The following is a 15,856-nucleotide window of genomic DNA, read 5'->3' on the forward strand; positions in this document are numbered from 1 at the left end:
TTGGACGAACTGCTGGCAGGTGCGCAGGCGATTCTTAGCTTCAGCTCAGCTTTCCGGGTCACAATTGAAGAGTGAACACTGCAAGTAGCCAGCTAATTGCCCCCGTGGACGGCCCCGAAACCGAGACCCCCTCATGGGACTCCATGGTGCACGACCATGGCGAACGGGTCTTCCGTTTGGCGTACCGTCTGACCGGTAACCGCCAGGATGCCGAGGACCTGTCGCAGGAAGCCTTCGTGCGGGCGTTCAACGCGTTGGAGAAGTACACGCCCGGCACCATGGGCGGATGGCTGCACCGCATCACCACCAACCTGTTCCTCGACCAGGCGCGGCGCAAGTCCAAAATCCGTTTTGACCGTTTTGCCGAAGGCGCCGAGGACCGCTTCCCGAGCAACGCGGTCACCCCCGAGCGGGACTTCGAATTCAACAATCTGGACGTCGATGTGGCCAAGGCGCTCAAGGCGCTCGCCCCCGACTTCAGGGCGGCGATCGTCTTGTGCGATATGGAGGGTTTCTCCTATGAGGAAGTCTCGCAGATCCTGAATGTGAAGCTGGGCACCGTGCGGTCGCGCATCCACCGTGGGCGCGCCATGCTGCGCGACGCGTTGGCGCACCGCAACCCGGCCAACCGCGCCCCGTTGACCGTGAGCCTGCCGCGCATCCCGTTGGGGCTGCGCACCGCCAAGCAGGGCTGACGCATAAGTCATCCGCCGTGGCGCGGTGACTTCGACCATTCGAAGCCGACAAGGTAATCTTTCATACGTGGAGTTAATTGGAATCAATGGCGGAGAATTCATTATTCTCGCCATCCTCGCAGTGGTGATCTTGGGTCCCGAGAAGCTTCCGGAGTACGCCAAAAAACTGGCTAACCTGGTCAAGGAACTACGCCGCATGGCCAATGGCGCCAAGGAGCAGCTGCGTGAAGAGGTCGGCGACGAGGTCGCAGACATGGACTGGCGCAAGCTGGACCCGCGGCAGTACGATCCGCGGCGGATCATCAAGGAAGCGCTCGTCGATGAATTCGACGAGGCGGTGAACGCGGCCAAGGCGCCGCCGCACCCCGCGCAGGCCCCGGTGCGAACGGCCGTTGAGACCGCCAAGCAGCAACCGCTGGCGGCCGACGAGCTGGCCCCCTTTGACACGGAAGCCACCTAGAACCTCTAGAAGGACATTGGCAGCGATCGCCCGGCAAGCCCGCGCGGCCGCTGCCCTAATTTCTGCGCCAGCTGGCGCAGGGAACCGGCCACCGGCGACTCCGGGGTGCCCAGCACCACCGGGACCCCTCGATCCGAGCCCACCCGCACCGCCTCTTCCAGCGGCAGCTGGGCGAGCAGCTCCACCGGATATCCGAGCTGTTCGCTGAGCGATTCGCTCAGCCGCTGCCCGCCGCCGGTTCCGAAGATCTCCATCTTGCCGCCGTCGGGCAGGCTCAGGTAGCTCATATTCTCCACCACGCCGATAACCTGCTGCTTGGTTTGCAAGGCAATGGTTCCGGCGCGTTCGGCCACCGCGGTCGCCGTGGCCTGCGGGGTGGTGATCACCAGCAGTTCGCTATTGGGCAGCAGCTGCGAAACCGAGATCGCCATATCCCCGGTGCCCGGGGGCAGGTCCAGCAGCAGCACGTCCAGGTCCCCGAAGTACACGTCGGTCAAGAACTGTTCCAGCGCGCGGTGCAGCATCGGCCCGCGCCAGATCACCGGCTGGTTCGAGTCCAGGAACATGCCGATGGAAATGACCTTCACCCCGTGGGCCACCGGGGGCAGGATCATCTCGTCCACACGGGTCGGTTTCCCGGTGATGCCCATCAGCGCCGGGATCGAGAAGCCGTGCACGTCGGCATCGATCAGTCCGACCTTCAACCCGTCCGCGGCCATGGCGGCCGCCAGATTCGCGGTGATCGAGGACTTGCCCACCCCGCCCTTGCCGCTGGCCACCGCGATCACCCGGGTCAGCGAATCCGGGTCGGAGAATACCGTGCGCTTGGCTTGCAGCTTCGCGCGCAGCTCGGCGCGCTGGACCGGGTCCATCACATCCAGCACGACGTTCACCGCCGCCACCTCGGGCAGCGCGCCCACCGCCTTGGCCACGTCGGCCTCGATGGTCGAACGCATCGGGCAGCCGGCGATGGTCAGCAGGATGCGCACCCGCGCGGTGCCCGCGACCAGTTCCGCGGAAGCCACCATGCCCAGTTCGGTGATGGGGCGGCGCAGCTCCGGGTCGATTACGGATTCAAGGGCGCGGTGCAGGGCCGCGGATTGGGTCACTTTGGGTTTGCCTTCCGATGCTGGGAGCGGTTGGAATCAACCGTGTCAATTAATCCGGTGGACGGATTGCTGTGCTTGTTCTTGCGCTTGGCGCGCAGATGCAGGTCTTCGCCGTCGGTGGTTTCGAGCAGTTCTTCGAGCACATTGCGCAGTTCGGAACGCACATAGTCGCGGGTGGCGACATCGCGCATGGCCAGGCGCAGGGAGGCGAGCTCCCGGGTGAGGTATTCGGTGTCGTAGAGATTGCGCTCGGCGCGGTTGCGGTCCTCGGTGAGCGAGACGCGGTCGCGGTCATCCTGCCGGTTCTGCGCGAGCAGCAGCAGCGGGGCCGCATAGGAGGCCTGCAAGGAGAGCATCAGGGTCAGCGCGGTGAAGCCGATGGCCGCGTCATCGAAGCGCCAGGCGGCCGGGGCGACGGTATTCCAGACGAGCCAGAAGGCGCAGAAGATCGTCATGTAGAACAGGAACTGCGGGGTGCCCATGAAGCGGGCGAATTTCTCCGTCGCCGAACCGAAAAGGTCCGGATCGGGGGAGAACTTCGGCCAGAACCGGCTGCGTGCCGAAAGGGGAGTATCCAGCCCGTTGCTCTTGCGCTGTTCGGCCATCCGGTGAACTCCTTTGCTGCTGATCGAGAATGCTGAAGCTTGCCGGCCTAATCCGCCGAGCGCCAGTCATCGGGAAGAATGTGGTCCAGGACGTCGTCGACGGTGATGGCGCCGACGAGCCGCCCCTCGTTGTTGACCACGCCCACCGAGGTGAGGTTATAGGTGGCCAGATGGCGGACCACGTCGGTGATGCTCGACAGGTCCGACATCGGTTCAAGTTCCTTGTCAAGAATATCGCCCAAGGGCTCCGGGGGAGCGGCGCGCAACAGCGCCTGGATGTGAACTTGGCCCAGATAGCGGCCGGTGGGGGTCTCCAGCGGCGGACGCACCACATAAACCGTGGAGGCCAGCGCCGGGCTGATCTCTTCGAAGCGGACCGAAGCCAGCGCCTCGGCCACCGTGGATTCCGGGGTGAGGATCACCGGCACCGGGGTCATCACCGAACCGGCGGTGCCTTCGGGATAGGCCAGCAGGCGGCGCACGTCCTCGGCCTCCTCCTCGTTCATCAGCTCCAGCAGCTGGTGCTTGGTCTCCTCTTCCACCTCGGCGAGCAGGTCGGCCGCGTCATCCGGGTCCATCTCCTCGAGCACATCCGCGGCGCGCTCCAGGCTGAGCGCGGAGAGGATTTCGACCTGTTCCCGGTCCGGCAGCTCCTGCAAGACGTCGGCCAGCCGGTCATCTTGCAGATGCGCGGCGACTTCCAGCCGGCGTTTGCCGGTCATCTCATGCAGCGCGTCGGCGAAGTCGGCGGCCTTCATCTCATCGTGGGTGGCCACGAAATTATCCGCGGACTGCGGTTCGCTCTGCGCCCCCTGGCGGATCTCCTCCCAGGAGACCAGCACCTTGTTGCGGCGGCGGGTGCGCAACCCCAGCAGCGTGCTGGTCGTCTCCAGGCGCTGGACGAAGTACTCGTTGATCTCCCAGTCCCCGCGCCGGGTCTGGGTCAGCCCCACGTCCTCGATCAAACCGCGCCCGGAGGCATCGAGGAAGGTGACCGTGCGGTCGAACATTTCGGCGACGACGAGCATTTCCTGCCCGCGCTGCTGGAAGCGGCGCATGTTGACCAGTCCGGAGCAGATGACCTGGGTGGATTCCATCGACTGGATCCGGGTCATCGGCACGAAGACGCGGCGTTTACCCGGAACTTCGACGACCACGCCGACACAGGCCGGGGCCCGCTGCGGGCCGCGCGAAACGACGACGACGTCGCGTAGCCGGCCCAGGCGATCGCCCAAGGGGTCGAAGACGTCCAGCCCGAGGAGCCGGGCGACAAAGATTTTAGAAACGTGTGCGCTCACCGTTCTAGCCTAGCGTGCAAAGGGGCCGTTGGCGGTGTGCTGGGCCACGAAGCGGCACAGGATTCTTTCACCCTCAGCGATAGTGGGTGTACAACTGGGCGCACTCACAGTATTAGCGTGCACAATATAGGTATGACCTCGCCGCATGGAGTAAATTCAATCAGCCCCAACGGTTTGCCCCGTGGCGAACTGCTTGGGCGCTACACCAGCTATCTGGATGCCCAGAAACTGGTCGACTATCTTGCAGATAACAACTTCCCGGTCTCCGCCGTGAGCATCGTGGGCAACGACGTGCGCACCGTGGAACGGGTGACCGCGAAGCTTTCCTACCCGAAGGTGGCGCTGTCCGGCGCGGCGCAGGGCGGCATGATGGGCCTCTTCGTGGGCCTGCTGCTCTCGCTCTTCGGCGGCAGCGGAACCGGCCTGTACCAGATCCTCTCGGCCATCGGGCTGGGCATGGCGATCTGGATGATCGCCGGAGTCGTTTCCTACTCGATGCGCCGGGGCAAGCGCGACTTCGCCTCCTCGAGCAAGTTCGTGGCGACCAGCTTCGACGTGGTCGTGGACTTCGAGCATTCGCAGACCGCCCGGCAGCTGGCCGCCCAGCTGCCGATGCGTCCGCAGCCGGCACCGGGCACCGCGCCGGCAGCGCAGCCGGTACAGCCGCCCGCCGCCCCGGTGGCGCAGCCGCCGGCAGCCCCCGCAGCGACGCAGGCTCCGGCAGCTCCGGCAACGGAAGCAGCGCCCGCACCGACCAGCCAATTCGGCGACCTGCCAGATGGCCGCCCGCGCTACGGTGTGCGCGTGGACGAGCCAAAGCCCGCGGCGCCGGCGCAGCCCGAGGCGCAGGATGTGGCGCAGGCCGAGCCGACGGTTAAACAGGATGCGGTGCAGCCGCCCTCCGGCGAAGCCGCCCCGGAGACGGCCGGCCAGCCACAGGCCGAAGCCAAGGAATCCGACAAAGAGACCAAGCAGCAGTAACCAAGCGCAGCAAACCCGCCACGAAGTCTTCCGCACCGAGCGGAGCAGCGTGGCGGGTTTTTGCTTGCCCGCCGGTCCCCGGCAGCCAGCGACGCAAAAAACCAGGGGCAGCCGGGCTTCCGAGGTGGAAACCGGCTGCCCCTGGCAACTGTGCAATGACCGCTGGCGGACTAGCCGCGCAGCTTTGCCATCCACGCCTCGACCTCGTCGGGCTTGCGCGGCAGGGCCGCGGAGAGGTTCACCGCACCATCGGCGGTGACCAGGATGTCGTCCTCGATGCGCACGCCCAGCCCGCGGTACTCTTCCGGGATGGCCAGGTCCTCATTCTTGAAGTACAGGCCCGGTTCGATGGTGAACACCATGCCCTCGACGAGTTCCGCGTCCAGGTACAGATCCGCACGGGCCTGGGCGCAATCATGCACATCCAGGCCCAGATGGTGGCTGGTGCCATGCGGCATCCAGCGGCGGTGGTGCTGGCCTTCGGGAGACAGCGCCTCCTCCAGGGAAACCGGGAGCAGCCCCCAATCCTGCAGGCGTTCGGCGAGCACGGTGGTGGCGATGAGGTGCAGGTCGCGGAACTTCAGCCCCGGGCGGACCGCCGCGTAGGTTGCATCGGCGGCGTCGAGCACGGCCTGATAGACCTTGCGCTGCAGCTCGGTGTACTTCCCGGAGACCGGCAGGGAGCGGGTGATGTCCGCGGTGTAGAGCGACTCGGCTTCCACTCCGGCGTCCAACAGCAGCACCTCGCCCTCGTTGACCGCACCGGTGTTGCGGATCCAGTGCAGGATCGTGGCGTTGTTGCCCGAGGCGGCGATGGTGTCATAACCCAGTTCGTTGCCCTCGAGGCGGGCGCGGGCGAAGAAGGTGCCCTCCACGATGCGTTCCCCGCGCTGGTGGGCAATGGCGGCATCCAGGTTGCGCACGACGTCTTCGAAGCCTGCGATGGTGGCATCCACGGACTTCTGCAGTTCGGCCAGTTCGTACTCGTCCTTGACCAGGCGCAGCTCGGAGACGAACTCGGCGAGCTCGTTATCCAGCGCATCGCTGGCCTCCAGATCCTGTCCGGTGTTGATCCGCGAGGTATCGACCAGCGCCTCGACGTTCAGGTCGATCTCGCGCATCAGGCGGATGCGGATCCCGCCCAGGGCCTGCGGTCCCGAGTTCTTGGTCAGCGCATTTTCCAGCAGATCCAGCGACTGCGTGGAGATGCCGGTGCGGGCGGACATGGTGCTCAGCGTGGGACGCGGGCCCACCCAGAATTCTCCGGCGCGCGAGTCGAGGTAGAAGTCCGAGCTGTCCCGGCCCGCCATCGGCGCGAAGTACAAGGTGGCCGCGTGGTTGCCGCCCTGGTCCCCGGCCCCGTCGTCGGTTGGCTCCAGCACCAGGACCGCATCGGGTTCGTGGTCGACGCCCAGACCGGTCAGGTGCGCGAAGGCCGAATGCGGGCGGAAACGGTAGTCCGTATCATTCGAGCGGACCTTTGCCGGGCCGGCCGGAATGACCAGGCGTTCGCCCGGGTAGTGCGCGGAGAGGGCCGCACGGCGGGTGGCTGCAAAGCTTGCGGCAGGATCTGCTGCGGGAAGCTGGGAGGTGTCCGGCGCCCAAGAGGAAGCCATGAACTTCTTGAATGCTTCCGAGGTGGGACGCTGGGAGCGGTTGTTGACGCGATCTTCGAGCGGCTGGTCGTTGCCCGAAGGCGAAGAAACTTGATTGGTCATACTACTTAGTGTGTCACCGATTCGGCTATCCGGGCAAAGTAGCAGTAGGCCAGCTAATCTAGGGATATGCGAATTGACCTGCACACCCATTCAAATGTTTCGGATGGGACGCAACCGCCTGCCGAACTGATCGCGGCCGCGCAGCACGCCGGATTGGATGTGGTGGCGCTGACCGATCACGATCAGACCGCCGGGTGGGGCCAGGCGCGGCAGGCCGCGGCGAAACTTGGTGTGGGTTTTGTCCCCGGAATGGAAATCACCTGCCAGGACCATCAGGGAATCAGCGTGCACCTGCTGTGCTATCTGCAGGACCCCGGCTATCAGCCGTTGCTCGATGAATTGGATCTTTCGCGCAATTCCCGGGTCATCCGCGCCCAGCGCATCGTGGATCGGCTCGCCGAAGATTTTCCGATCAGCTGGGATTTGGTCTCCGAGCATTGCCAGCCGGGCGCCACGGTGGGACGCCCGCATATTGCCGACGCGTTGATTACCGCGGGGGTGGTGGAAAGCCGCAATGAGGCCTTCGCCAACATCCTCTCGGCGCGCTCGCGATACTACGTGGGGCACCCGGCCATCGACCCGCGCGACGCGGTGCGCCTGGTCCTGGAAGCCGGGGGAGTGCCGGTCTTCGCACACCCTGCGGCCGCCTTGCGCGGACGGGTCGTGCCCGAAGCGACCTTCCACGAGATGATCGATGTGGGACTGGCCGGGGTGGAGATCCACCACCGGGACAACAGCGCGGAAGGCAAGCGCTTCCTGGCCCGGCTGGCCAAGCAATACGACCTGATCGTGACCGGTTCTTCCGATTACCATGGGGCCGGAAAACTGAACCGGCTCGGTGAGAATCTCACCGAGCCGGACATGCTGGATCGAATTATTGCGGCGGGAACCGGAGCTCAGGCCTCTTTGTAGGCGGTGGTTTCCGGCAAGCGGGAACGCATCACCTCGATGGCCTCGGCGTTCTGGTCGATCAGCACGAAGCGCCGATTCAACTTCGCGGCTACCGCACCGGTGGTCCCGGAGCCGGCGAAGAAATCCAGCACCCAGTCGCCTTCGCGCGATGAGGCGGCGATGATCCGACGCAGGATACCTTCGGGCTTCTGCGTCGGGTAGCCGGTCTTCTCCTTGCCGGTCGGAGAGACGATGGTATGCCACCAGACATCGGTGGGCAGTTTGCCCAGGGCGCGCTTTTCGGGGGTCACCAGACCGGGAGCCATATACGGTTCGCGGTCCACCTCGGCCGAATCGAAGTGGTACTTCTTCGGGTCCTTCACGTATACCAAGATGGTGTCGTGCTTCGCCGGCCAGCGGCTTTTGGCGCGGGCACCGTAGTCGTAGGCCCAGATCAATTCGTTCAGGAAGTTCTCGCGCCCGAAAATCTGGTCCAGCAGCACCTTGACGTAGTGCACCTCGCGGTAGTCCAGGTGCACATAGAGCGTGCCGTCTTCGGCAAGCAACCGGTGGGCTTCGTGCAACCGGGGCTCGATGAAGCTGAGATAGTCATCGAAGCTGTCGTGATAGGAGCGCGCGGCTCCCAGCTCGGTGTTGTAGGAAAGACCCTTGAAGCCCACCCGATCGCCTTCGCCCTCGGCGGCCCGCACCATGGTGCGTTGCGCCCGGGTTTGCTTCCGGCCGGTGTTAAACGGCGGGTCGACATAGATCAGCGTGAAACTCCCGTCGGGCAGTTCCGACAAAGCCTTCACATTGTCACCGTGCAGCACGGTATTTTCCTGCGCCGGAGCGCCCGCGGTGAGTGCGGGCGCTCCGGTTTCGGGCAGGGTGGAATCCTCTGGTTGAGCGAGCACCGTTGGTACTGAATCCTTTCGGAAGAAGAATGGAAACGGAGAACTAATTAGTCCTGCGTTCCACCTTCGGTGCTGCGGGTGCGGCGGCGGGGCCGGCGGCGCGCACGCGATTCCTGTTCGGAGTCGGTGCGGGCAGCTGGCTGTTCCTCGTGCTGGTGGGTTTGGCGGTGGCGTTCGCCCTCGCGCGCCGGGCGGTCCTGCTTGCCCTTGGAATGCCCGTGGCGGCTGGCGCCCTGGTCGCCGGACTGTTCGCCTTCGACGGTGCGGGTACGGCTGCGGCCACCGGTGCTGCGCCGGCGCGGGGTGCGCTCGGTGCGCTCGGCTTGGTCGCGGCGCGGGGAACCGTCGCCCTCGGCCGGCGCGGTCTTCTTTGCACGCTGCAAGCGGCCCTTGGTGCCCTTGGGGATGTCCAGGTCGGCGAAGAAGTGCGGGGAGGAGGAGTAGGTTTCGACCGGCTCGGGCACATTCAGGCCCAGCGCCTTGTTGATCAGCGACCAGCGAGGCACCGAATCCCAGTCCACGAAGGTCACCGCGATGCCGGTGTTGCCGGCGCGGCCGGTGCGGCCCACGCGGTGCAGGTAGGTCTTCTCGTCGTCCGGGCACTGCAGGTTCACCACGTGGGTGACGTCGTCCACGTCGATGCCGCGGGCCGCGACGTCGGTGGCGACCAGGATCTCGACCTTCCCGGCGCGGAAGGCCTTCAGCGACTGCTCGCGGGCCCCCTGGCCGAGGTCCCCGTGCAGGGCGCCGGCGTTGAATCCACGGTCGATCAGTTCGTCGGTGAGCTTGGCTGCCGAACGCTTGGTCTGGGTGAAGATGATGGTCTTGCCGCGGCCCTCGGCCTGCAGCAGGCGGGCCACCATCTCGTCCTTGTCCAGGTTGTGCGCGCGGTAGACCAGCTGGCGGATGTTGCGCTTGGTCAGCGAATCGTCGTCGCCCGGGTCGGTGGCGCGAATGTGGGTCGGGCGGGACATGTAGCGGCGGGCCATGGTGATCACGGCGCCCGGCATGGTAGCCGAGAACAGCATCGCCTGGCGCAGCGGCGGCAGGGCGGCCAGGATGCGCTCCACGTCGGGCAGGAAGCCCAGATCCAGCATTTCGTCGGCCTCATCGAGGACCACGGTCTTGATCTGCTTCAGGTTCAGCACGCGCTGGCGGTTCAGGTCGATCAGGCGTCCCGGGGTGCCGACGATCACGTCGGTGCCGGCCTTGAGCGCGTTGATCTGCTCCTCGTACGGGCGGCCGCCGTAGATGGTGGTGATCGAGATATTCGAGTGCTTCGAAGCCTGCGCCAGGTCGGCGCCGACCTGAATGGCCAGCTCGCGGGTCGGAGCCACGATCAGCGCCTGCGGGGCGCCGGGGAATTCGAGCTTCTCATAGCCCTTGTCGCCCTCGCGGATGACGCGCTGCAGCGCGGGGATGCCGAAGCCCAGGGTCTTGCCGGTACCGGTCTTCGCCTGGCCGATGATGTCGTTGCCACCGAGCGCCACCGGAAGGGTGAGCGACTGGATGGGGAATGGGTACTCAATACCTGCTTCGAGCAGCGAAGCGACGATGTCTTCGCGGACCTTGAGCTCGGCGAAGGTCTGCTTGGGAACCTCTACGTCGGCGGTATCAATTGGCTCGGGGAGTTCGACCTGTTCGGTCGATAGCGTCGTGTCGGTCACGATGTGTGTGTTCTCGTTTCATTTGTGGCACCGGAACTGGTGCTGCCAGCCCTGAGCTTCCAGGGGGCCGGCACCTGCCGGTGCGGGTCCAGCGGAGCCGATCGCGTCATACACGTCAACCGCCGCGCGGGCGGATGTCGCAATGGTGACCGCTGGGAAGTCACCACGAAACTGTTCTCTTCGTTCAGCACGGTGCGACCGGGCATCCTAAATAGTGATAGCCCTAGCATAGCCTCTCCGCGCCGGAATCCCGTCGGCCGGGGGCGCTAGCCAACGATGTCGAACATGATCTTGCGTGTGGCGGGGTCCGCCGAACGCAGCGTGACGGTGACCAGCGTGCCCGGTGCCGCGCTTCCGGTGAACTGCCCGGTGATCGGTTCGGTGACCAATTGCAAGTTTCCGGGGCGGTCCTTGGCATCGGTCGAGGCGGGGTCGCCATTGTGCGTTCCGGTGGCCTCGCGCAACACGATGGCCTCAAACCTCTCGCCGACCCGGTGCTGCAAGACGTAGGCCTCGATCAGGTTGATGGCCGCCCGGGAGATCTGATTCGCCGAAATTGAACTTTCCCGCATCAGCCCCGGCAACTGCTCCAGCGCTTCGCTCAACTCGTCCGGGATGGGCTTGGCATTGGCTTGCAGGAAGCAGCACAGCAGCACGAAGCGGTCCACCAGGCGGCGCAACGGTGCGGTGGTGTGCGCATAGGGGGCGGCCAGCGCCGCCTGCTCCATCTCGTCTTCGTTTTGCCCGTTGATCACGTCATAGTCTGCGCCGCGGAACAGCGAGGCGGCCCGATGCATGATGACCAGCTGGCGCGGATCATTCACGTCTAGGGTGCGCAGATACTGGCCGTAGTTAAGCTGTCCATCCCAGGGGTGTCCCAGCAGCTTGGTCTGCTCCTTGAATTCTGCCAGGTCCTTCTCATCCGGGGCCGGCATGGTGCGCAGAATTCCGGTGCCGTGATCGAGCATGATCCGGGCGGCGGCCATGCCGGTGAGCAGGGAAATCTGCGCGTTATAGTCTTCCAGCGGCAAGGGCTGGCGGCTGACCAGTTTGTAGCCGCCATTGTCGGGCTCGACCTCTTGATCCGGAAGGTTCAGCGAGGCACCGCCGCGCAGGCGTTCCTGCTCGATGCGCACCGCGCCGATTTGTGCCAGCAGCTCCAGCTGCTCCCCGCCGTGGCCGGAGTCCAGCTTCGCTTGCGCGGAGGCGTAGTCCAGCATTTCCCGGGATTTGATCGTGGTGCGGCGCAGCTGCACGTCGGTGATGGCCCCCGCGGCATCCAGCGTGATAAGCCACAAGAATACCGGGCGGACTGCGCCGGGCAGCAGGGAACCGGCATCTTCTGAAATCAGCGGCGGGTGAAGGTTGATCTTGCGTTGCGGCAGATAGTAGGTCTGTCCGCGTTCCCTGGTGACCTCATCGAGTTTTGAGTTCAAGGCGACGAATGACGGAACGTCGGCGATCGCATAGTGCACCAGGTAGCCGTCGTCTTTTCGTTCCAGGTACATGGCCTGGTCGAGATCCGTGGCACCCTCGGGGTCGATCGTGAAAAACGGTAGCGCGGTGTCGTCGTGTTCCGGTGCCCGCAGGTTCTCGACCGCCTCTTGAGCCGCTTTGAGGGTTTGCTCATCGAAGGGCGCGGGGACCCCCAATTCGCTTTCCAAGGCGAGCAGCAGCTCGTCCAGATTCGCTGCGGCATGTTTGCGGGGGCTGTGGATTCGTGGATTGGTCACACACCTAGGATTATCACAGAAGAGTGATTCAAACCACGATTAACGCAGCGTGGCCGCCCCCAAATGCCGGGGGGCGGCCACGCTAGCGCAGGAAAGTTTGCCTTACTGGGCGAAGCCCACGCGGCGGGCCTCTTCGGGACCAACCTCAACATAGGCGATACCGGCCGCTGGGACCAGCACTTCGCGGCCCTTGGGATCCTTCAGCGATAGCATCGTACCCTCGGAGATCGCCTTGGATAACAGCTCGTTCACTTCGGCGTTGCTCAGCTCGGACTCGAGCACGACTTCGCGGGCTACATTCTGAATGCCAATCCGGATTTCCATGATTGTCAATGATCCTCTCGAAAGAATTACGAGTCCCGTCAGGGGCCTCTGAAACAAATCTAGCTAGTTTTCCTTCGGGAACCGTGAAATTCCGCGCCAAGCTAAACGCGAGATCAGGTCGACTGCGGTTTCCTGGTCCACCGGCTCGCCGCTGGTGGCCCAATATCGTGCCGAAACCTGGGACAGGCCCGCCAAGGCGCGCCCCACAAGCAATCCTTCGTCCTCGTCGAGGTCGGTGTCTTTGACAACAACCTTCGAAATCGAAGTTGCCAGCGCATTGTTGAATTCTTCAATGCGTGCGGCGACCAGCGGATCGGAGAGCACATCCGATTCGAAGATCAGCCGATAGGCCTGCGACTCACGTTTGATGTACTGGTAATAGGTGTTGATCGTTTCGAAGACGCGTTGGCGGTTTTCGTTTGTCGAGGAGATTGCGTCATCCAGCAGCTTGGTGAAATCGGCCAGATGCGAATCGAGCAAGGCCAGATAAAGTTCTCGCTTGCCGGGGAAATGCTGGTAGAGCACCGGTTTGGAGACGAGTGCAACCTCGGCGATCTCGTCCATCGAGGCCCCGTGGTAGCCGTGGGCTACGAATACCTGGTGGGCTGCCTGCAGCAGCTGGCGGCGGCGCGCTTCGCGAGGCATCCGCTGGGTGCGTGGATTCTTGATTTCCCCGAGTTCCGCCATGATGTAGACCTTTCAACCTGCTGCGTGTGGTGGTTGCCGGCGAATGCTCCGCCCGTAAAACCACCACCTACTTGCAAGTAGTATTCCATGTCGCGCCGAAAATATCGCCAGCGACGGCGGGGTGTCTGAAGTGCTTAAGCGCTTTGCTCCAAGGGAAGTACCGGGCAGGCGGCGTTATCTGCAGATTCTGCGTCGACACGCACCGGCTTGGCCGGCGCGGTGGCCGCGGAACCGGAAAGATCCAGCCCGTAGAGGGTTTCGAGGGCTGCCACATATTCGTCGGTACGGCCTTCGGCCGCCAACTCGCGGGCCCGCATGGTTGGCACGTGGAGCAGCTGGCGCATCATCCGGCGCATGGCTAGTTCCACTTCTTCGGCCGCGGCGGTGCATCCGTGCTGCGCGCGGACCTTCGCTACTTCGGCGTCCAGTACGGTCTTGGTGTGGGCGCGCAGCGCCACAATGGCGTGGTCCGCTTCGCGCTCGCGCTGCGCGGCGGAGAATTCGCGGGCGGCCTTGGTGACGATCCTGGTGGCGTCGTGCACGGCCAGAGCCTGGTCGTTGGGCGCTGCCATCCGAACCGATTCGAGGGTGATGAGCTCAACGTCGGCCAACTGCGCAATGGTTGGATCAAAATCGTGGGTCAACGCCATATCGATGGCTATCAGCGGCTGGCCCTTAACGCGCAGTTCCTCCAAGGTATGGCTTTCCAAACGGTTTCCACCGCCGGAACAGCCGACGATGACGTCGGCTTCGCGCAGGGCTTGGGTCAGGTGCTGCTCGCTCAGCGGGAAGCCGCCGCGCTTATCGGTGAAATCTGTTGCCCGGCCCGAGTGGGAGTACACGCTGATGCGCTTGACGCCGCGTTCCTTCAGCAGCGCCATGGTGGCGCCCGCATAGGATCCGGTCCCGAATAGCACGATGTCCTGGTCTTGCCAGCTGCGGCTGCCATCCATCAGCTCTTCGGCGAGATCCAAGGCCACCGAAACGACGGATTTTCCTTGGGAGCCCAGATCGGTGCTGCTTCCGACATCCTTCGCGGCGCGCGTGGCGTTTTGGAAGAGCCGGGTGAGGCTGCTCGTGGCTGTTTTCTCCTGCTGGGCCTGGGTCAATGCGCGACGGACCTGACCGGCAATTTCACGTTCGCCCACTACGGCGCTGTCCAGGCCGGCGCCCACGGAGAAGAGGTGGTCGATTACCGGTTCCCCTTCCAGGGTGGTCAGCCGGCGGGCGAGGAAGTCCGCGGACAGCTCGGTGTGCGCGGAAAGTTCATTGACCAGATGCTCGGTGGCATCTTCGACGTTTTCCACATCCGCATAGACTTCGAACCGGTTGCAGGTGGCCAGCACCACGGCACCGTTGATAGCCGCCGAACCATTGATGGAAGCGGCGGCTAGCCCGCTGGCCGAAGCGCTCAGTTGCGCCACGGTCTCCAGGTCGAGCTGTGAATGCGATGCGACAAGAGATAAGAAAACCACAATGTTCCAAGAATAGGCCGAATTAGGGCAGCTAAACAACGCAGGCGAACCTAACTGATGGGGGTTTTGGCCCGTAATGTTGCTCACCTTCCCCTGAGGGTGAACGGCACAAATGGGCTTTTACCTGCAAGAGTTGGCATCATTGAATCATGACTCTGTCGCAGAACCATCCCTTCGTTGATGGACGTACCTCCGATTCCGCATTGATCCAGGCCCTGACCGGTCGCACACCGAGCCACCACCCGGTGTGGTTCATGCGCCAGGCAGGGCGCTCGCTGCCCGAATACCTCAAGCTCCGCGAAGGCGTGAGCATGCTTGACTCGTGCCTGGACCCTGCGATGGCCAGCGAAATCACCTTGCAGCCGGTGCGCCGGCACAAGGTCGACGCCGGCATCTTCTTCTCCGATATTGTGATCCCCCTGCGGCTGGCGGGCATCGGCGTGGACATCGTCCCCGGTGTCGGCCCGGTCTTGGACAAGCCGATCCGCACCGCAGAAGACGTGGCCAATCTGCCCGAGCTCACCGATGAATCCCTGGACCCGATCCGCGAAGCGGTGGCGCTGACCGTCGCGGAGCTGGGCAGCACCCCGTTGATCGGTTTCGCCGGGGCACCGTTCACCGTGGCCGCCTACATGGTTGAGGGCAAGCCGAGCCGCGACCACCTGGGCCCACGCACCATGATGCATTCGGACCCCGAGGTCTGGGACAAGCTGATGAGCTGGGCCGCCGACGCTTCGGGCAAGTTCCTGCGCGCCCAGGTGGAGGCCGGCGCCTCCGCCGCGCAGCTGTTCGACTCCTGGGCCGGTTCGCTGTCCCTTCCGGATTATCAGCGGTTCGTCGCCCCGTATTCTTCGCGTGCGCTGGACTTCGTCCGCGATACCGGCGTGCCGCTAATCCACTTTGGCACCGGCACCGGCGAATTGCTGACCGCCATGCGCGACTCCGGCGTGGACACCGTGGGCGTGGATTACCGCATCCCGCTGGAAACCGCGATCGAGCGGCTGGGCCAGAGCGTGTCGGTGCAGGGAAATATTGACCCGGCCCTGCTCACGGCCCCCTGGGAAGTGCTCGAAGCCCACGTCCGCCAGGTCGTAGCCAGCGGCGCCAAGGCCCGCGGGCATGTGCTGAACCTGGGGCACGGCGTGCCGCCAACCACGGATCCGACGGTGCTCACCCGAGTGGTTGAACTCATCCACTCGCTCTAGGCACACAGGGCTAGGCTAGGTTTCAAAGACAGATCTCCGCTTCCGGGACGCGCCGGCAATCCCGGCACGTCCCGTTCGGCGGGGAACATCGAGT

General features: G+C 64.5%; 15 protein-coding genes. 5 read left to right on the plus strand and 10 right to left on the minus strand.

The genetic code is table 11. From position 1 onward, the window contains the following. The first annotated feature begins 71 nt into the window (after positions 1–71). Positions 72–695: an RNA polymerase sigma factor SigE gene (sigE, locus tag CIK76_RS06285; protein WP_255248371.1), complete on the plus strand. Its 624-nt coding sequence runs from the start codon at positions 72–74 to the stop codon at positions 693–695. Between the two features lie 67 nt (positions 696–762). Beyond that, complete coding sequence (locus CIK76_RS06290; RefSeq protein WP_096284562.1) at positions 763–1,155, plus strand: sec-independent translocase; 393 nt, start codon at positions 763–765, stop codon at positions 1,153–1,155. Between the two features lie 5 nt (positions 1,156–1,160). Here the strand turns inward: CIK76_RS06290 and CIK76_RS06295 are convergent, their stop codons facing one another. From CIK76_RS06295 to CIK76_RS06305, 3 genes are read right to left on the minus strand one after another with little or no spacing between them, the layout of a single operon-like run. Continuing rightward, a complete protein-coding gene (locus CIK76_RS06295; RefSeq protein WP_255248372.1) occupies positions 1,161–2,264 on the minus strand; it encodes an Mrp/NBP35 family ATP-binding protein in 1,104 nt (367 codons plus the stop codon). Continuing rightward, positions 2,261–2,869 carry a DUF1003 domain-containing protein gene (locus CIK76_RS06300; RefSeq protein WP_096284564.1) on the minus strand — a complete coding sequence of 203 codons (609 nt, stop codon included), beginning with the start codon at positions 2,867–2,869 and terminating at the stop codon, positions 2,261–2,263. The genes CIK76_RS06295 and CIK76_RS06300 overlap by 4 nt, the downstream gene beginning before the upstream one ends. A gap of 47 nt (positions 2,870–2,916) precedes the next feature. After that, complete coding sequence (locus CIK76_RS06305) at positions 2,917–4,167, minus strand: CBS domain-containing protein (RefSeq protein WP_096284566.1); 1,251 nt, start codon at positions 4,165–4,167, stop codon at positions 2,917–2,919. A 132-nt stretch (positions 4,168–4,299) separates the two neighbouring features. On the opposite strand from CIK76_RS06305, the gene CIK76_RS06310 reads away from it, so the two are divergent. After that, positions 4,300–5,148, plus strand: a complete 849-nt coding sequence (locus CIK76_RS06310; RefSeq protein WP_176484112.1) for a general stress protein — start codon at positions 4,300–4,302, stop codon at positions 5,146–5,148. Between the two features lie 170 nt (positions 5,149–5,318). Here the strand turns inward: CIK76_RS06310 and CIK76_RS06315 are convergent, their stop codons facing one another. Further along, on the minus strand, positions 5,319–6,866 hold the full coding sequence (locus CIK76_RS06315; RefSeq protein WP_096284568.1) for an aminopeptidase P family protein: 1,548 nt from the start codon (positions 6,864–6,866) through the stop codon (positions 5,319–5,321). Positions 6,867–6,932: 66 nt separating this feature from the next. Here CIK76_RS06315 and CIK76_RS06320 point away from each other — a divergent pair, with 66 nt between their 5' ends. Continuing rightward, complete coding sequence (locus CIK76_RS06320; RefSeq protein WP_096284570.1) at positions 6,933–7,778, plus strand: PHP domain-containing protein; 846 nt, start codon at positions 6,933–6,935, stop codon at positions 7,776–7,778. On the opposite strand, the gene CIK76_RS06325 is transcribed toward CIK76_RS06320, so the two are convergent. The 6 genes from CIK76_RS06325 to CIK76_RS06350 all read right to left on the minus strand — a co-directional run bounded on the left by CIK76_RS06325 (position 7,763) and on the right by CIK76_RS06350 (position 14,557). After that, complete coding sequence (locus CIK76_RS06325) at positions 7,763–8,644, minus strand: site-specific DNA-methyltransferase (RefSeq protein ID WP_096284652.1); 882 nt, start codon at positions 8,642–8,644, stop codon at positions 7,763–7,765. The genes CIK76_RS06320 and CIK76_RS06325 overlap by 16 nt on opposite strands. Before the next feature lie 74 nt (positions 8,645–8,718). Beyond that, a complete protein-coding gene (locus CIK76_RS06330) occupies positions 8,719–10,338 on the minus strand; it encodes a DEAD/DEAH box helicase (protein WP_096284572.1) in 1,620 nt (539 codons plus the stop codon). A gap of 266 nt (positions 10,339–10,604) precedes the next feature. Beyond that, complete coding sequence (locus CIK76_RS06335; protein ID WP_096284574.1) at positions 10,605–12,071, minus strand: RNB domain-containing ribonuclease; 1,467 nt, start codon at positions 12,069–12,071, stop codon at positions 10,605–10,607. Between the two features lie 102 nt (positions 12,072–12,173). Continuing rightward, positions 12,174–12,395, minus strand: a complete 222-nt coding sequence (locus CIK76_RS06340; protein ID WP_096284576.1) for a DUF3107 domain-containing protein — start codon at positions 12,393–12,395, stop codon at positions 12,174–12,176. A 63-nt stretch (positions 12,396–12,458) separates the two neighbouring features. Continuing rightward, positions 12,459–13,082 (minus strand): TetR/AcrR family transcriptional regulator, encoded by a 624-nt coding sequence (locus CIK76_RS06345; RefSeq protein ID WP_096284578.1) that lies wholly within the window; start codon positions 13,080–13,082, stop codon positions 12,459–12,461. Positions 13,083–13,216: 134 nt separating this feature from the next. Next, positions 13,217–14,557, minus strand: a complete 1,341-nt coding sequence (locus CIK76_RS06350) for a glutamyl-tRNA reductase (protein WP_096284580.1) — start codon at positions 14,555–14,557, stop codon at positions 13,217–13,219. A 149-nt stretch (positions 14,558–14,706) separates the two neighbouring features. On the opposite strand from CIK76_RS06350, the gene hemE reads away from it, so the two are divergent. Further along, on the plus strand, positions 14,707–15,762 hold the full coding sequence (gene hemE / locus CIK76_RS06355; RefSeq protein WP_096284582.1) for a uroporphyrinogen decarboxylase: 1,056 nt from the start codon (positions 14,707–14,709) through the stop codon (positions 15,760–15,762). Positions 15,763–15,856: the final 94 nt, after the last annotated feature.

The sequence above is a fragment of the Glutamicibacter sp. BW80 genome, assembly GCF_002332385.1.
Taxonomy (GTDB): domain Bacteria; phylum Actinomycetota; class Actinomycetes; order Actinomycetales; family Micrococcaceae; genus Glutamicibacter.

Excerpts from the sequence above, each read along its gene's own strand:
- CIK76_RS06300 (WP_096284564.1), bottom strand. The coding sequence starts at position 2,869 with ATGGCCGAACAGCGCAAGAGCAACGGGCTGGATACTCCCCTTTCGGCA.
- CIK76_RS06310 (WP_176484112.1), top strand. The coding sequence starts at position 4,300 with ATGACCTCGCCGCATGGAGTAAATTCAATCAGCCCCAACGGTTTGCCC.
- CIK76_RS06315 (WP_096284568.1), bottom strand. The coding sequence starts at position 6,866 with ATGACCAATCAAGTTTCTTCGCCTTCGGGCAACGACCAGCCGCTCGAA.
- CIK76_RS06320 (WP_096284570.1), top strand. The coding sequence starts at position 6,933 with ATGCGAATTGACCTGCACACCCATTCAAATGTTTCGGATGGGACGCAA.
- CIK76_RS06340 (WP_096284576.1), bottom strand. The coding sequence starts at position 12,395 with ATGGAAATCCGGATTGGCATTCAGAATGTAGCCCGCGAAGTCGTGCTC.
- CIK76_RS06345 (WP_096284578.1), bottom strand. The coding sequence starts at position 13,082 with ATGGCGGAACTCGGGGAAATCAAGAATCCACGCACCCAGCGGATGCCT.
- hemE (WP_096284582.1), top strand. The coding sequence starts at position 14,707 with ATGACTCTGTCGCAGAACCATCCCTTCGTTGATGGACGTACCTCCGAT.